Annotated in this window: 19 protein-coding genes and 1 riboswitch; of the genes, 2 read left to right on the top strand and 17 right to left on the bottom strand. The window is 39.6% G+C overall.

Annotated features, from left to right (window positions below; all coding sequences use genetic code 11):
• Window positions 1-258: 258 nt before the first annotated feature.
• From AX762_RS05955 to AX762_RS05910, 10 genes are all read right to left on the bottom strand, one after another.
• Window positions 259-483: a hypothetical protein gene (locus AX762_RS05955; protein WP_071848243.1), complete on the bottom strand. Its 225-nt coding sequence runs from the start codon at window positions 481-483 to the stop codon at window positions 259-261.
• A 171-nt stretch (window positions 484-654) separates the two neighbouring features.
• A complete protein-coding gene (locus AX762_RS05950) occupies window positions 655-1,392 on the bottom strand; it encodes an MFS transporter (protein WP_071848242.1) in 738 nt (245 codons plus the stop codon).
• A 122-nt stretch (window positions 1,393-1,514) separates the two neighbouring features.
• Complete coding sequence (locus AX762_RS05945) at window positions 1,515-1,838, bottom strand: P-II family nitrogen regulator (RefSeq protein WP_071848241.1); 324 nt, start codon at window positions 1,836-1,838, stop codon at window positions 1,515-1,517.
• Between the two features lie 32 nt (window positions 1,839-1,870).
• Window positions 1,871-2,950, bottom strand: coding sequence for a sodium-dependent bicarbonate transport family permease (locus AX762_RS05940; RefSeq protein ID WP_071848240.1), 1,080 nt, complete (start codon window positions 2,948-2,950; stop codon window positions 1,871-1,873).
• Window positions 2,951-3,040: 90 nt separating this feature from the next.
• Window positions 3,041-3,325: an MFS transporter gene (locus tag AX762_RS05935; protein WP_143139308.1), complete on the bottom strand. Its 285-nt coding sequence runs from the start codon at window positions 3,323-3,325 to the stop codon at window positions 3,041-3,043.
• Between the two features lie 677 nt (window positions 3,326-4,002).
• Window positions 4,003-4,782 (bottom strand): ABC transporter ATP-binding protein, encoded by a 780-nt coding sequence (locus tag AX762_RS05930; RefSeq protein ID WP_071848238.1) that lies wholly within the window; start codon window positions 4,780-4,782, stop codon window positions 4,003-4,005.
• A gap of 9 nt (window positions 4,783-4,791) precedes the next feature.
• Window positions 4,792-5,838 carry an ABC transporter substrate-binding protein gene (locus tag AX762_RS05925; protein WP_071848237.1) on the bottom strand — a complete coding sequence of 349 codons (1,047 nt, stop codon included), beginning with the start codon at window positions 5,836-5,838 and terminating at the stop codon, window positions 4,792-4,794.
• Complete coding sequence (locus AX762_RS05920; protein WP_071848236.1) at window positions 5,835-6,620, bottom strand: ABC transporter permease; 786 nt, start codon at window positions 6,618-6,620, stop codon at window positions 5,835-5,837. Before AX762_RS05920 ends, AX762_RS05925 begins: the two co-directional genes overlap by 4 nt.
• Window positions 6,621-6,706: 86 nt before the next feature.
• Window positions 6,707-8,404, bottom strand: a complete 1,698-nt coding sequence (locus AX762_RS05915; RefSeq protein WP_071848235.1) for an FAD-dependent oxidoreductase — start codon at window positions 8,402-8,404, stop codon at window positions 6,707-6,709.
• A 25-nt stretch (window positions 8,405-8,429) separates the two neighbouring features.
• A complete protein-coding gene (locus AX762_RS05910; RefSeq protein WP_071848234.1) occupies window positions 8,430-9,740 on the bottom strand; it encodes a YeeE/YedE family protein in 1,311 nt (436 codons plus the stop codon).
• Window positions 9,741-10,092: 352 nt separating this feature from the next.
• Between AX762_RS05910 and AX762_RS05905 the strand changes: the two genes are divergently transcribed.
• Entirely contained in the window at window positions 10,093-10,980 is an 888-nt protein-coding gene (locus tag AX762_RS05905; protein WP_071848233.1) for a LysR family transcriptional regulator, read from the top strand.
• Window positions 10,981-11,230: 250 nt separating this feature from the next.
• Here the strand turns inward: AX762_RS05905 and AX762_RS05900 are convergent, their stop codons facing one another.
• A complete protein-coding gene (locus AX762_RS05900; RefSeq protein WP_256244486.1) occupies window positions 11,231-11,374 on the bottom strand; it encodes a PspC domain-containing protein in 144 nt (47 codons plus the stop codon).
• 113 nt (window positions 11,375-11,487) lie between these two features.
• Window positions 11,488-12,393, bottom strand: a complete 906-nt coding sequence (locus tag AX762_RS05895; RefSeq protein ID WP_071848232.1) for a CorA family divalent cation transporter — start codon at window positions 12,391-12,393, stop codon at window positions 11,488-11,490.
• 254 nt (window positions 12,394-12,647) lie between these two features.
• Between AX762_RS05895 and AX762_RS05890 the strand changes: the two genes are divergently transcribed.
• Entirely contained in the window at window positions 12,648-13,370 is a 723-nt protein-coding gene (locus AX762_RS05890; protein WP_071848231.1) for a hypothetical protein, read from the top strand.
• Window positions 13,371-13,410: 40 nt separating this feature from the next.
• Here AX762_RS05890 and AX762_RS05885 read toward each other — a convergent pair whose 3' ends face one another.
• From AX762_RS05885 to ribD, 5 genes are all read right to left on the bottom strand, one after another.
• Window positions 13,411-14,070 (bottom strand): HAD family hydrolase, encoded by a 660-nt coding sequence (locus AX762_RS05885; RefSeq protein ID WP_071848230.1) that lies wholly within the window; start codon window positions 14,068-14,070, stop codon window positions 13,411-13,413.
• Window positions 14,070-14,534, bottom strand: coding sequence for a 6,7-dimethyl-8-ribityllumazine synthase (gene ribE, locus AX762_RS05880; RefSeq protein WP_071848229.1), 465 nt, complete (start codon window positions 14,532-14,534; stop codon window positions 14,070-14,072). Before ribE ends, AX762_RS05885 begins: the two co-directional genes overlap by 1 nt.
• Window positions 14,535-14,598: 64 nt before the next feature.
• Window positions 14,599-15,792, bottom strand: a complete 1,194-nt coding sequence (locus AX762_RS05875; RefSeq protein ID WP_071848228.1) for a bifunctional 3,4-dihydroxy-2-butanone-4-phosphate synthase/GTP cyclohydrolase II — start codon at window positions 15,790-15,792, stop codon at window positions 14,599-14,601.
• Between the two features lie 19 nt (window positions 15,793-15,811).
• A complete protein-coding gene (locus AX762_RS05870) occupies window positions 15,812-16,465 on the bottom strand; it encodes a riboflavin synthase (RefSeq protein ID WP_071848227.1) in 654 nt (217 codons plus the stop codon).
• Window positions 16,466-17,563 (bottom strand): bifunctional diaminohydroxyphosphoribosylaminopyrimidine deaminase/5-amino-6-(5-phosphoribosylamino)uracil reductase RibD, encoded by a 1,098-nt coding sequence (gene ribD, locus AX762_RS05865; protein WP_256244482.1) that lies wholly within the window; start codon window positions 17,561-17,563, stop codon window positions 16,466-16,468. It lies immediately after the preceding gene.
• Window positions 17,564-17,784: 221 nt separating this feature from the next.
• Window positions 17,785-17,898, bottom strand: a riboswitch (FMN riboswitch).
• Window positions 17,899-17,941 lie beyond the last annotated feature (43 nt).

Genomic DNA, 17,941 nt, shown 5'->3' with positions numbered 1-17,941 from the left:
CCTGAGCATGCCGAAGTTTGACCTTCTTAGCATCACTCACTGGGAGTTTCACCTGAGCATGCCGAAGTTTGACCTTCTTAGCATCACTCGCTTGGGTTTCCACTTTTAGCATGCCTAACCCTTATTAACCAATTCCCTCGAGCCTTATTCTATAGTAAGTCCTGTTATTTTTACTTCTCTATCATTCGATTATTCAATTTTTTATATTAATCTAAAAAAGCTACTCTAAGGTTAAGAGTAGCTCTTTAAATATCGGTTTTATAATAGTGTTGCGTCCAGGTAACCTAGTTTACGCGCTTCAATGATGCGTTTTTGATCTTCTTCTGAAACATCCAGCAAAGCCGGATTATCTAAGATAGCTTGATAACCATGTTCTCTGACACCATCCTGAATAACTTTTTTATTGATTCCTGTTACAATAGCTAATATTTCTGCCGGTTTTTTATCTTTTGCATGCTCATCAGTTACTTCTGTAAATAACATCATACATCCTCCTTCCCCATATCTCTACCTATTTTCATTTTTAGTATAGCATACGCGTAAGCGTTTTAACAGAAATAGCTGTTGTGTATAATTGAATATTTAAAACAAAAAAAGACTGATATTTTAGCCTTTTTTTGTATATATACATCATTTTAGATGAATACCTTATATTTAATTTATTACTTCAGGCGGTCGTACAATCAACGTTAAACCAAGACCGACAACCGCAAGCAGGCTGGCAACGAAAAAAGCCTGGGTATCTTGACTTGTTAAACCAAGTAAAAACGGTCCCGCTAAGGACGCCAAGCCGTAAGCTTGGTAAATCAAGCCATAATTCGACCCGAAATAAAAAGTGCCAAAGTAGTCACTGGTAATGGCTGGAAATGTCGCTAGGAAGCCACCAAAACTACTGACTATCAAACCCAAAACAATGAAGTAGACGATAGCCTGATGTGTCCAAAAACTTAGTGTCAGCATCGATAAAGCTGTGATTAAGAACAACCAACTGAAAACTCTTAGCCTGCCAAAAACATCGGATAAATCACCCCAGCCAAGTCGCCCCAATGCATTCGCTACCGCAGCAATGGCAATAGAATAACCAGCAATTCGAGGAGTGAGACCCACAACGTCACGCGCAATATCCTGGGCTAATCCAATCACAACCAGCCCGCTCAAGCTGCCAAAAAAATAGATGATACATAAAAGATAAAAGGCTCTGGTCTTCAGCATAGATTTAGGCTCGAAGTCGTTCTCATTCACTAGGATTTTTGTATTGCTCTCTGATTCTTCAGGTACCTTCAACATTTGCGCACCAATCAGGCACACTACGCCGTAGACTAACCCCTGTACCAGAAAGGTTTGGGATACGCCGATGCTTTGAATCAAATAACTTAAATGGCTTTCCTGCATACACCATTTCAATATTTCTATAATAGGGATACAACAGCCCATTAGATTTGTGTTAAATTATAACTTCATAAGGTAGTGTACACAAAAGCGAGAGATCCTCTAAATCAGAAGATCTCTCGCTTTTATTTTTCAAAATGTTCTCTCCTTAGCACTTGAACATCTGACACATAGACAACACCAGAATAGGTTTCGAATAAATCCTGAATCCCCTCTATGATTTCTAGGGCTGTCTCTTCTTTTACAACGGAAATGATCATAGCATTTTGTATTACATCCAGCATTGTCACTGACTCTTCCCTTAATCCATGGGTCCCTTTACCATCAACACTATTGATTACCGTGTAGCCAACGGCCCCAGCAGAATCTAATAGCTTGATTGCTTTTTTTAACTGAAACCTTTCGATGATAATCTCAATCTTCTTCATTGGAAAAAATGATACAGTCATTAATTTCAACTCCTATAGGATTGCGTTAATTATTATTGATAAAGAAATTCACTCAATGGCAATAGCACAAAGGGAATATTCACAACCACATTTAGCGGAAAGATAATTGCTAAGGATTGTCCTACATATAAAGAAGGATTAGCCTTTGGCAAAGCGGCTCTACACGCTGCTGGTGCAGACACATAGGAGGATGATGCGCCCAATATCGCAATGAATGTTGCCATGTACGGATCAAAATTTAACAACCATCCAATCACAAGCAATAATGGTCCAACTATAAAGGGATACATAATTGCATAGACAACAACCTTCCCGACTTGTTTACGATTATTCCATAACTCTCCTAAGCGCGAAGCAGCTATCATTCCCATTTCCATTAAGTATAGACATAAAACACCAACAAATAGCCCGTCAAAAAAAACCATCACGTCAGTAATTGATTTAGTAGAGTATAAACCTGAAATCAGCCCTATCGCAACACCTGCAATAATTAACAGGACACCTTTACCTACTAAGCTCTCAAGCACAATTTGTTTTATCGAACTTGCTTCTGAATTTGTTGCCTTTCTTTTCTCTGCTGTCATCGATTGATTCTTCCCGTCATTATTAGCCTTGCGAGCTTTTTCCCGAGCTAAAAAAACATTTCCCAAGGCTATGCCCGTTACCAAGGCAGGTACATCCATAATAGGATACAATACAACAGCAAAGGAGAATTCTTCAAAGGGCATTTCAGATAAAAAAGCAATACCAATGATCATCGTAGCCGTACTTACAGCCCCATTATGAGCAGCAATAGCACCTGCATTCGATGCGTCTAATCCGACAACTTTATAAACAACAAAAAAGGCAACAACGGTAAGTAGTACACCTATAATAAATGTAAACATCATACTTGAAAATAATATTTGCAAATTGGCAGAATCGTTTTTGATAGCCGCTGCTACCTTAACACCACCACCAAGCCCAATCGCTAGCAATAGAAAAATTTGCATTCCTTGACTCATCGCAGGTGGAAATCGAATATCTGATTTAAACCAAATGACTAAATAACCTAATAGGAAAAACAGAATAAATGGTGATAAAATAGCTGCAATAATAATTGATTGATCCACGGCGTCCTCCTTGATAATTACCTAAATTCCACGTCAAATCAAAAATTCCTTTTTTTGAGCATTTTTTATGAGGAATCCAGGTAACTTTTTCTATATCGTACCATCTAAAACAATATACCCTAAATAAAGTACGGGCAACGAGCGTGCCATCGAGGCCACAATTAAACCAACACTGAAAAAAAGTATCCCAATGGTCGCAACTTTTCTTGGTCCAATCTTATCCTGCAGCCGACCAGAATAAATGGTCACCAAGGCAAGTATGAAAACAATTAAAGAAAAAGCTGTGAAAACTTCCGTGCGTTCACAGCCGTAGGCATCGACGAGGGGTTGATTGAATAAACTCCACGTATAAACACCTCCAATACAGAGCTGCATTAAAACGCCCCCGAACAACACCCGCCACCTTTTTGTTTCATCTTAATTCCTTTGCATTTCCATCTCCCCTTTTTTGAAAGTATAAAGTAGCCTCGTCTAAAAGTAAAGAGGCTAATGTAATTAAATACGATTGTTGTCATTAATAAATGATAATGTCTCAGTAGTTAGTAAATGAAAATGTCCCATTCATGCGTTACTCTAATCGTACTAGGATTGGAGTGATCAGATGGGAGTAGAATTGACGATGTTCGAAAATTAGAAATATCTTACAATAAAAAAAGGTTGTCTTGACCATTTAATAAGCATCACATATTGAGTATCGTTTTTTTTGCTGCTTGACGTTATGAATATGAAACTATGATTGATAACGTATTTAGAAAAAAGCGTATTGAACCAGTCTGGATTATTATGATTTATATCTGGTCCGCTTAATTGCTTTATCCAACTTCTAATCAAAAGGATAGTTTGATTCTCTTTTACTTTAAATTAAGTGAGCCAAAAAATTACAGTATCAGTCATTCGGCTAAAGTGGGTACCGACATTTACGGCTAACCCAGAAAATAAAAATGCGTACCAGAGCTGATAGTTAAACAGCTTTGATACGCATTTATTTAATACATTTAACTCAAAAATAAACTATCTTAAAGACTAACACTCTTATTCGGTCTCTCTAAATATCAATACTGACTGATCAGATCAAGGATTTCTTCCTTCGTCTTTAAATAGTCCTTATCCATTTCTATGCGATGCGTATCTGATTGGAACGCAGAGAACGTATAGTCCAGTTCAATTTCTTTCAAGATCCTACCTGGCTGTTTGGACATGACGACTACTCGCGTCCCTAAAGCCATGGCTTCATCTACGTCATGGGTGATCATCAATACGGTGTTGTTATTTTCTTTCCATAAATTCCTGATGAATCCCTGCATGTTTAGCCGAGTCAAAGCATCCAAGGCGCCTAAAGGTTCGTCCATCAGGATCATTTCCGGCTCATTCGCCAAGACTCTAGCTAAAGCCACTCGCTGCTTCATTCCTCCAGACAGTTCGAAAATACTTTTTCCAGCTTCAGCAGATAAGTCGATTTGTTTCAATATGTGATCGGCTTTTTCTTTTATTTTCTCACGGTCCATCCCTCTTACCCTCGGTCCAAACGTTATATTTTCTTCGACCGATAACCAGGGATAAAGCGTTGGCGATTGAAAAACGACGCCTTTATGCCAGTCCGGTCCTTTGATCAGCTTATCTTGAAAAAAAGCTTTTCCTTTTGTTGGAAATTGATATCCGGCGATGATTTTAAGCAATGTACTCTTGCCACATCCCGATGGTCCAAGCACACAGATAAATTCACCTTTATTCACTTCCAGATTTATATTGTCCAGAGCCGTTGTTCGCTGGGGACCTTCGCCATAAACCATATAAATATTTTCTAATTTTACAAGTTGCTTATTTTCACTCATAGGAATTATTTACCTTTCCAAAACTATTTCGATAAATCGGGGATTAATAAAATCCTCGTATACGTCTTGCTCAGGAGACGTTGTGATCGAACCTTGTTCTTGTAAGAAATCTCCCGTTTCTTTCATAACTTTAGAAAAATCGCCGGGCAGATCACTGGTGCCTAAATATTCCTGAGTTATTTGATCAGCAGGCGAAAGCCAAAGCGATCCTTCCATCTGAGTCAGTGCGTCTTCAGTATCGATTTCTAGTGCCTCTGATACTATTTTTGCTGCTTCTTCTGGATCTTGACGATAAACATCTCCTCCAGCTATGGTCGCTTCGATAAAATCAGCGACTATTTCCGGATGCTGTTCAGAAAACGCTTTTCTTGTCAGTAGAACATTCGCCGTTTTATGCCCCATCTCTGCTACTTCAGCAGAAGATAAAATCATTTTTCCGTCTTCTAGTAATTTGCCAAGAGAAGGTTGCCAAGTATAAGCGGCATCGATATCGCCTCTTTCCCAAGCCGCTACAATATCCATCGTCTGCATATCTAGCAGTTCAACGTCATCGGCAATGCCTTCGTCATTCAAAGCCTGAAGCAGACTATAATGTGCTGTCGAAGCAAAGGTCGTTCCGATTTTTTTGCTTTTAAGATCTGAAATTTCTTCAATCCCCGAATCTTCTCTTACTGCCAGGCCCTCGATTTCTCCTAAAATTTCATGGAGCCAAATCAATTCAGTACCAATGTCCGTGGCTAAAGCGATAACCCCATTGGTATTGCCCATTGAAGCAAAATCGATACTTCCAGAAGCTAACGCCTTGTTTGCATCCACTCCAGAGTCAAATACGATAAAATTCGTTTCAATTCCTTTTTCTTTAAAATAATCCTCATACAATCCCGAAGACAAAGCAACCATCTCGTCATTCGGTACGCGTAAGTAACCTATATTGATTTTCTCCGGTTGGTTAGCTTCCGCATCATTTTGGTTTGAACAGCCCATTAAACTCAAAGCCGCCATGCTTGTCATCAAAAACAAACTTCTTTTTATTATTCTTTTTTTAAACATTCTCATTCTTTTCCTTTCCAAAAAATAAATTTTCTTTCCAATAAGATAAACATTCCATCCATTACGATACCAGTCAGTCCCATCAAAATTATGCCAACAAACATGACATCTGATTTGAGGTATCTCGAGGCGTCAATAACCATCCAACCGATTCCAGATGTAGCAGCAGTCATTTCGGCCGCTACTAAAGTGGTATACGCAAAGCCGCTTGCCGTTCGAACTCCGGTAAATATATCAGGCATGGCAGCTGGTAAAATGATTTTAAGGAAAACATCCTTATGTGAAGCGCCTAGCGATTGCGCGCTTAAAATGTAATCGCGATTGATACTGCTCACTGCAGATACACAGGCGATATATATAGGCGCAAAGGCTGCTAAAAATAATAACGTGATTTTTGAGCCGTCTTCAATTCCCATCCATAAAATCAGTAAAGCATAATAAGCTAAGGGTGGAATGGGACGGTAAAACTGAACGAGAGAATCGATTACCGCTCTGAATTTAGGGAAAAAACCACTTAATAGTCCTAAGGGAATCGCTGTGAGCATTGCTAAAAACAGCGAACCGAATAGCCTTCTAAAACTATCGCCTAAATGCTGCCACAAACTGATCCGGTTATACCCCTCTTGCAGGATTTGAATAAACGCTCTCCATACTTGTTGAGGTGAAGGCAAAATATGCGATGAAAGACCTTCCGCTTGAGTAGCTATTACCCAAACCAGCAAGATGACCAGCCATGTTCCTATTGTTAAAGCACGTTCAAAACGAGTGTGCATTTTTTGCTGATTCATTGTTTCCTCCATAATAAAAAATTTACTGGTGCATAGCACTAAAAAGAAGAAAAATTCTTACAGAATTTTTCTTCTTTTTATTATTTTTAAGCGAAATTATAATCGGTAACGATCGGTGCTCTGTTTAGTTGGGTATCATTGAAATATTCATACTCACTTACTCCAAGGAATGAACCATCCATATTATAAATGTTTGGAAAACCTAATTGCCCTAAGGCACGAACCATATTATAACTACGCTGACTTGAACGGCAGTGGACATAAACCGGTTGGTCTTTAGGTATCTCATCCAAACGATCACGGAATTGACTTAAAGGAATATTGACTGCACCTTTAATATGACTCAGTGCATGTTCATCTTCCTCTCGGGCATCGATGATCATTGCCTCGTTTTCGACCAGTTCTCTTACTTTTGTTACCGGCACTTTCTTGAATTCGCCATTGAGAATATTCAAGCCTACCAGCACTGCGTGATTGACAACATCTTTGGCCGTTGAAAAATGAGGAGAATAACTAAGTTCAAGTTCTTTTAATTGTTCCAGATTCGCATTTAACATAATAGCTGTTGCTATAACATCGATCCGTTTATCGACATTACCTTTGCCAACTGCTTGTGCTCCCAAAATCTGACCAGATGGCACAGCGAAAATCAGCTTAAAGAATAAATTTTCCGCATCTGGCATAAGACCGACTTTATCTTTTGGAATGACATAAGCAAAATCATAGTCGATACCGGCATCTTTTAATTGTTTTTCATTCAGGCCTGTGTTAGCGCCATTAATATCGAACATTTTTATACTTGAAGATCCTATCACGCCTGTATTTAGATAAGTCCTACCATATACGTGATCGGCTGCTGCACGTGCTTGTCGCTGAGCAGGACCTGCCAATGTCAGCACCATTTTTTTGCGTGTAAAGAAACACGTGCTTTCAATTGCGTCACCAACAGCATAGATAGCTGGATCAGTTGTTTGATAATGATGATTGACTTTTATTGCTCCCGTCATACCCAACTCTAAACCGGCATCAACAGCTAACGTCGTTTCAGGACGCACACCGATGGCCATCACAACTGCCTGAGCCTTGACTTCTTTTCCTGATTGAAGGAAAACACGGTCAGAACCTATTTCTGTAACGGCATCTTCTAAAATCAAATCTATCCCATTTTTCATGATCTCTCTGTTAATCATTTGAACCATGTCATAATCCATTGGTGCCATTACTTGATTTTGAGCCTCAATTATCGTGACTGCAAACCCAGCTTTTTTAAGGTTTTCTGCTACTTCCAAGCCAATGTAGCCTCCACCAACAACGGCAACTTCTTTTACATTATTTGCTTTTGTGTAATTTGTCAATGCTTCTACATCAGGCACAGTCTTCATCACGAAAACATGTGCTTCATTAATCCCTTTTATGCTTTGTGGCAAAATCGCTTTAGCTCCGGGAGATAAAAAGAGTACATCGTATGATTCGACATAGGATTCTCCAGTTTCATGATTTTTCACTTCAATTGTTTTATCTTCGCGGTTGATACTCATCACTTCATTGTGCACACGAGCATCGATATTGTATTGTGTTTCAAATCCATTTGGGCACATCAACACCAAATCTTGTGAATCTTCAATGTCACCACTTATATGAAACGGAATACTGCAGTTTGAAAATGATACATAAGGTCCTTTTTCAAACATAATTATTTCAGCCTGTTCATCTAATCTTCTAACGCGAGCAGCAACGGATGCTCCTCCGGCAACGCCACCAACAATCAATACTTTTTTACTCATTATTAAATTTCCTCCTGTGTTTTACTTATTTTCTCATGCGATGTGGTAATATGCTAACTTTTCCAGCATATACTTTCATTCCGACAATACCACCTAATGTCATAGCCACTAAGAAGAACCAGCCTGAGATGGAAAAACTGGAAATCGAAGCATACATCGCTCCGATATTACATCCCAATCCAAATCGTGAGCCAAATCCCAGCATCAATCCACCAAGTGCGAAATATCCCGCATCTTTTTTATTGATATTAAAATCAAATTTAAAGCGGTTTGCTAACAAGAATGCGATCGTGCATCCGAAAATCAATCCAATATTGCGAATGGTTCCTCCATCATTGAGAAGACCTGCTTGAACTTTATCGATGTGCGAGCCAAAATACTCGGCTGGCAGTTGAATGCCTAATTGTTCAAATATAGCTACATTCCAGGTCAATAAGGCAGTAGACACTCCCCAGTTTTTATTGGTTGTGACTAAAACGAACAACGCGCCAAAAGCCAAAACCAAAGCCCCTAAAGTAAAACTCCATCTCTGTATGAACAGCTTATGATACGTTTGGTGACTAAAGAACGGTGTTTGCTCATCAGAAATTAAAGGTTTTTCAAATTCCTCATAATCTCCTTTGGGATCCATGTATGTTCCTTCAGCTTTACGTTTATTTTCGTATTTCACAATAATCCAATACAATACTCCCAATAAACTGACAACAAGTAATAGTGAACCAAAATATCCCAGTACTTGCGGAAGGTGTAATTGAATACCTATTTTACCAACAGCCGTAGTGTCGACGACTTGTCTCATGAAATGTCCAGGTGCGGTACCAAAAACAAAGAAGATAAAGGCTATCAACGCTCTTCCTGAACCTTCTCCAAAGTCAGCAAGCGTACCCGATCCACAACCTCCAGCTAACATCATGCCCATACCGAAAATAAATCCACCAATAATGGTTGCAATATTAGTGAAAAAAACGTTACCTGTTCCCGGTATGACAGATGCGCCCTCGGCTGCAAGATACGCAGGTACCGCTCCATTTTGAGCTGCCTGCCATTGAATACCCATGGTCACTAACGCTGTAACGAACAGCAAGACAAGCAAAGCTTTAGACAAACTGCCCTCACCTCGCATATAGATTCGCTTTATTCCTCCGGCAAAACCAAATCTTGCTCGGGTCAACGTGTACCCTAAAATAAGCCCGGCAAATAAATACACAGGTAGACTAGCTGATAAAGAATTTAGATACCCACTAAATAAAGCCATTGTTATAACTAATCCAAAACCAAGAAATGGTTGAACATATGAAGCTGTCTTTCTTTTTACTAATACACTTGATTGAGCCATATCCTTACCTCCAAATAATATTTAGAAAACTGCAGAAAAGATATTAATAAAACAATAACTATTAAAATATAGTGAATGTTTTCACTAATGTTCCCGTGGTTCTCTTCGCATCTATAACTATACGCAATACATCAAACGTTGTACAATAGCGTTTTAGAATGCTTCTATACCATAAAAGAATAGCGACGCATTCAATCCTACCTTAAAAACGCTTACTTTATTTTTTGTTTCACAATAAATAATCGTCACATTGTGATTGATTTAACAATGCTGACAAGTTGTTCATACATATTTGTCATGTTATAATTAACGTACGAACGACTATGTATAAAGAAAGTAGGAGTAACTCGAGATGCTGGATTACCGTTATCAAACTTTTTTAATGGTTGCAAACGAACTCAATTACACTAAAGCAGCAAAAAAATTATCGCTTAGTCAACCAGCCGTTACAAAACATATTCAACATATCGAACAGCAACTGAATATTAAACTTTTCAATTATCAAGATAGACACTTAACGTTGACCCAAAACGGAACATATTTAAAAACAAAAATAGAAGAGTTAACTGCTAAAATTGAAGATATAAAGTCTCACCTCTCAGGAGAAATTCCCACTTATCAGTTAACATTAGGAGCTAGCCGAACGATCGGAGAGTACTATATCCCTTTCTATACAGAACTCCTGAACATTCCTGATTTGAAAATCGATTTGGTCGTTGACAACACGACCCAGTTGTTAAAACTGCTCGAAGAAAATAAAATAAAGTATGCTTTCATTTCGGGACCTGTTGATACAGACAAATACTATACGCGCACCTTTTATCGCGACAGTGTGGTCCTAGCTTGCTCGTCTGAACATCCACTAGCCGGTAAAACAGTGGCATTAGCAGATTTATTTTCCGAGAATTTATTATCTCGCGAACAAGGTTCTGGTGTGTGTGATAGTGTCGAAAATTTTATGCATAAGCAAGGACTGTCCTGTAACCAGTTCAAGCAAAAAACGCGGATCGGTAATATTGCTCTGTTAAAAAATTATATCGCAGAAAACAAAGGCATCGGTTTTCTTTATGCTATATCTGTTATCGAAGAACTTAAGAATCAGACCCTTGAAACGATTACGATCAAAGACGCTTACCTCTATCAAGATTTTTATTTGGTGTGTGACAAGACGAATTACAAAAAAAGCGAAGTGGAAAAAACCATTCATTTATTCACAAAAAATTTAGATTCATGCATCTAATTAAAAATCCGTCAAGTTGAATAGAGTTCAACCCTTCTGATCTCACCTTCTACGGAAGCTTATCCGTACGGAAGCTTATCCGAACTCGATTATTTTTTCATAAAATAACTGGTAGAATATAAATAAAAAAATGCGTTCACTAGCTGTTCATAAACCAGCCGGTGAACGCATTTTCTATTATTCCTAGTCTTTCAGGTAAAACTATCATGAAACACCTTTGAAGAAATCTTCGTGTTTCACTTATTTCCGATCAATATTCATCATAATCTTCGGGCATAATAATCGCAAGAATAATATAGAGAATTAAATTGGATGGGATTATTATAAATAAAAGTCTCACTGCTAGTGACGAAATGCCAAAGAATTCGGCAACCCCTCCACATACTCCTGATATGATGCGATCTGTCGATTATTTCCTTAATTTTTTACCGTTCATATATAAACCTCCTTAATTTTTTTGTTAACATTAGTTAACCGGAAAGTCGTTCGATATTCTAATTTGACCCTTTATTTGAATTCTTTTTTCTTAAGCCACCAGGCGGTCACTGCACCTAATAGTACTGCAATCAATATTACTACCCAAGACTGGTGTGGCGTTTCTCTCCCAATTAGCCCCCCGGTATTGATACCATATAAACTAAAAATCAATGTCGGAATCGAAATAACTAGTGCCCAAGTCTGCAGATACTCCATAATCGTATTAAGCTTGTTGTCGATACTATCCGAAAGTAGTCCGCTCGTCGATTCAACGAGATCTTTATATAAGTGAATCCGGAAATGGGCTTTCTTTATTGCTAACCGAATATCTTCTCTGTAATTTACACTTAAACTCCTTTTTACCAAGAGATGATTCAAAAAACGATTTAAACTTTCTTCATAATCATCCAATCGACTCGACACGATAACAACTTCTTGTTCCAAAGTTGTTAACTGCAACAGCACATCCCGATTCGCTTTTATTTTAGTCTGACTTTCCATATCTACAATACGTTTCTGAAGCTTATCCAGGACAATTGAGAGCTTCCGATATTCTTTCATGATTTCATCATAAATATAATTTATCGGTGCTATAGCTCTTTCTACTGCTGATACGGCTTGTTCGTGCTGATTTTTTTCAGTCCAAATCAATATCCCTTTAGGTGTGAAATAACTGGTCAGCGAGTGAGAGGCCATAGTCAAACGAGAGAAATCTTCACCTTCCCAAAGAGGAATATGCAAAACAAATCCCTCTTCATTTAGATGAGTATAATACGAGTGAAAACTCGCCATCTCTTTTTCCTGTTTTCGTTCAAAAAATGGCGAAGGCAAACCCAATTCAGTCATCAGTGTTTGATGTTCCAAAGACGTTGGGTTGCTCAAAACCATCCAGTCAACTTGGGTATGCTCTCCCATTCTTTGTCCTTTAGTAAGCATCTTTTATCCTCACTTTCTCAAACTGAAATCCATTTTAACGTTCCCCGGTATTATTGATTATGTAAAATCATCTTTTCGAGAAGTTTTCTTTAGTTATAGCATACTCTTTAGAAAGCAAAACGTCATCTTTTTTGTATGTATTTATGCAACAACGGACGATAGTCGTTTTTTCAGTGAAAATAAGGTACACTCTAGGTAACTTTACATTATATAGACGAAAGGTGGGAAGTGTCAGCGTTGTCTGACGCGACTTTATGCTTTTATCAGGCTTAATTATGCTAGCTTTTGTACTGATTCATTTTTTCTCTATTCATTTGAAATTTCAAAAAATCGGCCTGCGCCGTTTCATTTCTTTTTCTGCTGGTGTCGGGATTTCCTACGTGTTTCTGCATTTATGGCCTCAAGTCGCGCATTCTCAAAAAATCGCCGAACAGGAGATACACTGGCTAGAAGGACACGTCATGCATTATGCCTTATATATAGTGGCGCTTAGTGGTTTGGTGCTTGTTTATACATTGGACCGTCTCATTGCGCGTGCATATGAAGTCGAAGAAATCACAAAGCCTAACGTGATCGAATCTACTCTCTTTTGGGCACATATCGGCTTCTTCTCACTCTATAACATGATGATCGGGTACTTGCTTACGCACCTCGAAGATATGGATACCTCTCTTCTCATATTCTTCATTGCGTTCTCCCTTCATTTCATCACCAATGACTGGGGACTCCGTCTTCACCATGAGGAAGCCTATGATCATTACGGCAGGCATTTCCTTTCTTTAAGCATTTTTGCCGGGTTCATTATTGGCCAATGGACCGATTTCCCAGAATACTTTATTGGAAGCGTGGAAGCTTTTGTGACAGGAGCCATGACCCTGAACGTAGTGAAACACGAACTTCCTTCTGAACGGGAAGGTGATCTGAAAGGTTTCCTGGTTGGGGTCGTAAGTGCAGGATTCCTCTTTGTGCTAATTTAAAAGGCATAATCAGAATAAAAATCTGATCATGCCTTTTCCATTAAAGATACTTTTCAAGTTCACTTATATCCTCAATCAAGATATCTGCTTGTTTGAGTTCTTCTGCTTGACCAAACCCGTAGGAACAACCGATCGCGTAGGTTGCGTCCAGCTCTCCCACTTTTAGATCCTGATGTCTGTCTCCGACAACCACATAATCGGCCGGATACTTATCTTTCAAGCCTGCGACTATTTCCTTCTTGGACTTTTTAAACTCATACATTTCTGTACAGTACATAGCCGTAAAATACTCTTTCAAATTAAACATGTCCGCATGAGATTCCATGTAGTCAATGGAGCAGTTACTCAAAAAGATCAGCGTGTATTTTTCCTTTAAATACGCCAGTGTGTCTATAGCATTCGGATATAAATACGCTTCACGCCTGCTGATTTTTTCCACCATTGTCTGTCCGATGATCGTCGATGCGTCTGTTTTATAAGGTTCTTCTAAATTGGGCATAAAAAGCTCCCACATTGCTTTTTTACTGTAGCCTAGCCATTGTGTGATTTCATTATCCTGAAATTTCTTTTCAGGGGCTTTGTCATGGTCCACAAGATAGTCGTACGCCTTCATAAAGGCCGGAATATAGATCTTGCTGCTGTCGTGAAGGGTGCCATCATAATCAAAAATGATGGTCTTTACATTTTCCAAGTCTTTCATTAAGAAAGCTTCTTCAACAAGTTTGCCATTTCTATAGCTCCAACGGCTACATCTGAGCCTTTATTGCCGGCTTTTGTTCCGGCACGTTCGATAGCCTGTTCGATCGTGTCGGTTGTCAACACTCCAAACATCACTGGTACGCCCGTACTGTCTGACGCTGAAGCGACGCCTTTAGCTACCTCTGAACACACGATGTCGTAATGTGAGGTTGCACCTCTTATGACTGCACCCAAAGTTATGATGGCATCGTAACGATTGGAACCCGCCATTTTTTTAGCAACCAGCGGAATTTCGTATGCGCCGGGGACCCAGGCGACGTCGATATCTGATTCGTCTACACCATGTCTTCTCAGTGTATCAACGGCTCCTTCAAGTAATCTCGATCCGATAAAAGCATTGAACCTCGCTACAACTATTCCTATTTTCAAATCTTTTGCGATCAACTGTCCTTCGATTGTATTCATTATTGTCATCCATTCCTTCCAATTTAGGTTTATATTTTGTATTTAAACTCTTGTTCATCTTATTTTAAAGATCTAAATAATGACCAAATTTTTCTTTTTTGGTAGTGAGATAATATCTATCCTCATCATTTATTTTACTTTGAATAGGGATTCTTTTTTCTATTTTCATCCCATATTTATCCAGCGTAGCTACTTTCAAAGGGTTGTTCGTCATCAGGTTTAAACGATTGACACCTAGATCATCAAAGATTTGTTTGCATTCATAATACTCTCTAGAATCTACAGGTAACCCGAGCAACAAGTTGGCATCGATCGTGTCGTGTCCTTGGTCCTGTAATGCATAAGCTTTGATCTTATTGACCAGGCCAATGCCTCGTCCTTCCTGACGCATATAAACTAAAACACCCCGACCTTCTTCAGCGATTTTGGTCAAAGCAGTATCGAGCTGCTGTCCGCAGTCACATTTTTTCGAACCGAAGACGTCGCCAGTCAAACATTCTGAATGAATTCGGCATAGTACCGGTTCGCCGTCGGACACATCACCTTTAACTAAAGCGACATGATGTTCACCTGTGAATTTATGCTGATAGGCATAAATATCAAAGTCGCCGTATTTAGTAGGTAATTTAGCTTTTGATTCTCTAAAAATGAGCTGTTCGTTTGCTTTTCTGTACTCGACCAAGTCAGTAATCGTTCCGATTTTCAACTGGTGTTCTTTGGCAAGTTCGATCAAGTCGTCTCTTCGAGCCATTGAACCATCGACTTTCATGATTTCACAACATAGTCCTGCGGGTTTCAGACCTGCCAATCGCATCAAGTCGACCGTCGCTTCAGTATGACCGATTCTTTTTAATACCCCACCATCCACTGCTTCCAGTGGAAACATGTGTCCCGGTCTTTTGAAGTCTTCAGGTCGACTGCTCTCTTCAACTGCTTTTATGGCTGTCATTGAACGTTCCATTGCCGATATGCCTGTCAGGGTATCTTTATAATCAATAGAAACGGTGAAAGCTGTCGTATGATCATCGGTGTTGTATAAGCTCATTTGAGAAAGTCCCAGTTTTTTTGTGTAATCTTTCGTCATGGGCATACAAATCAATCCGCGCGCATATAATGTCATGAAGTTGACATTTTCAGGTGTCGCAAATTCAGCGGCACAAACGATGTCTCCTTCGTTTTCTCTATCCTCATTATCGACGATGATCACATTTTTCCCTTGTTTCAAATCTTCTAATAGGTCTTCGATTTTATCAAACATCTATTCACTCCTGTCTTTATTATGAAAAGCCGTTGTTTTTTAAAAGTGCTTCGGTTAATGTATTTTTTTTGACATCTTTTTCAGAAGATAAACCTAATAATTTCTCGACATATTTCCCTATTAAATCAACTTCTAGATTGACTTTATCCCCGGTTTTATGCTTAAGTAGTGTCGTCTCTTCAGCGGTATGCGGGATGATTGAAACTTTGAAGTCCGTATCGGATACTGCCGCTACGGTCAAACTGATGCCGTCAATGGCGATCGAACCTTTTTCGATAACATAGCGCAGCACATCCGGACTCGCCTGAATGGTGACCCAAACCGCATTATCATCTTTTCTATATTCAGAGATGACGCCTGTGCCATCTATGTGGCCACTGACCATATGTCCGCCTAAGCGGGTTTGTAAATTCAGTGCACGTTCAAGATTGATTTTGCTGCCGCTGGACATGCTGCCTAAAGACGTCCGGTTCAGTGTTTCCGACATCACGTCAACGGTAAATGCATGAGCCGTCATGCTGGTGACGGTCAGACAGATACCATTCGTCATGATGCTGTCTCCGATTTTAGTGTCTTCCAGCACCTTGTTGGCTTTGATCGTCAATGTGCTTGATCGGGCACCTTGATTTATGTTTTTCAGTTCTCCAATTTCTTCTACAATACCTGTAAACATTTAGTTTCCCTCCTGTATATAGCCTTCTATAAATATATCTTCATTTAATTGTGTGACTTGCATTGATGTAATAGCAAATGCCTCTTTCATTGTTTCCACACCTTGACCCATGATCGGAGCGATGGCATGTGTGCCCCCTATTATTTTTGGGGCGATATAAATGTTTACTTTGTTTACGATCCCCGCTTCCAAAGCAGCCGCATTCAGTGTGCCTCCGCCTTCAAGCAGGATGCTGTCGATTTCTTTTTCCCCGAGTAGGGCCAGAGCCTTTTTCAAGTCCACTTTCCCTTTGCGTAAAGGAACGATGAGAATCTCGACGCCCAAATCTTTCAGTTGCTTTCGTTTACTCGTCGACGCTTTTTCGGTCGTAATAACAAGCGTTGGTGCCTCATCCTGATTCATTAAAATCTTGGATTCAAGTGGGATGCGCAGCTGACTGTCCAGTACGATTCGGATCGGATCAGAGTAACCGGGTACGCGGCAAGTGAGTAACGGATCGTCTTTCAATACGGTTCCTATCCCCACCATAATTCCCGAGAGATAGCCCCTTAACTGATGCGCGTGTTCTCTCGACTGTTCGGAAGAGATCCATTTGGACTCTCCTGTTGCCGTGGCGATCTTTCCATCTAAAGACATGGCATATTTCATCAAGACAAAGGGCATTCTCGTTGTGATGTATTGATTGAATATTTCATTTAATTGATTGCTCTTTTCTTCCAGTACTCCTTCGATGACTTCGACACCTGCTTTTCTCAGACGCGCGAGTCCTCTACCGGATACGAGCGGATTGGGATCCGTCGCCGCAACCACTACTTTTTTAAGTTTCTTTTCAATGATCAAATTTGAGCAAGGCGGCGTCTTGCCATAGTGCGAACACGGTTCAAGCGTGACATAAATGGTGGCTCCTTCGACAGATTCTGTGGCCGACTGGATCGCATTGACTTCAGCATGTGCCTCGCCCACTTTTTCATGGTAACCTTCCCCAATGATCCTGCCATCTTTGACGATGACGGCTCCGACCATGGGATTGGGTGACGTAAACCCTCTGCCTTTTCCAGCTAATTCTAAAGCACGTTCCATATAGTTGATATCCATCATAAAATCCTTTCACGGCATAAAAAAAGCCCTCAATCTTTTCAGATTCAGGGCAACACAAATATATTTCCTGCCACACTTATGAGACACTCCCTATTTATCAGTAGAGGAGTGCTGCTATATAAAAATGCCCTGGAATATAAATTCCAGGGCATTCAAAATACAACGTCAGTTTGACTAAAAAAATCCGCTTGGATCATTTAGACTCATAGTTGTGTCATTTATACTGTCTTCTTTCATCCAGACTATACTGTCGGCTTCGGAATTTAACCGAATCTGCTTTGCGGCTCGTGGGCTTTACCACCGGTAGGGACTTACACCCTGCCCTGAAGACTATTTAGTTTTCTCAACTCAATAATATATCGGGGCTGACCACTTGTC

It is taken from the genome of Alkalibacterium sp. 20 (assembly GCF_001885615.1).
In the GTDB taxonomy this organism is placed as follows: Bacteria; Bacillota; Bacilli; order Lactobacillales; family Carnobacteriaceae_A; genus Alkalibacterium.
The sequence above is the reverse complement of the archived record's forward strand: the minus strand, read 5'-3'. Positions and strand labels throughout refer to the sequence as shown.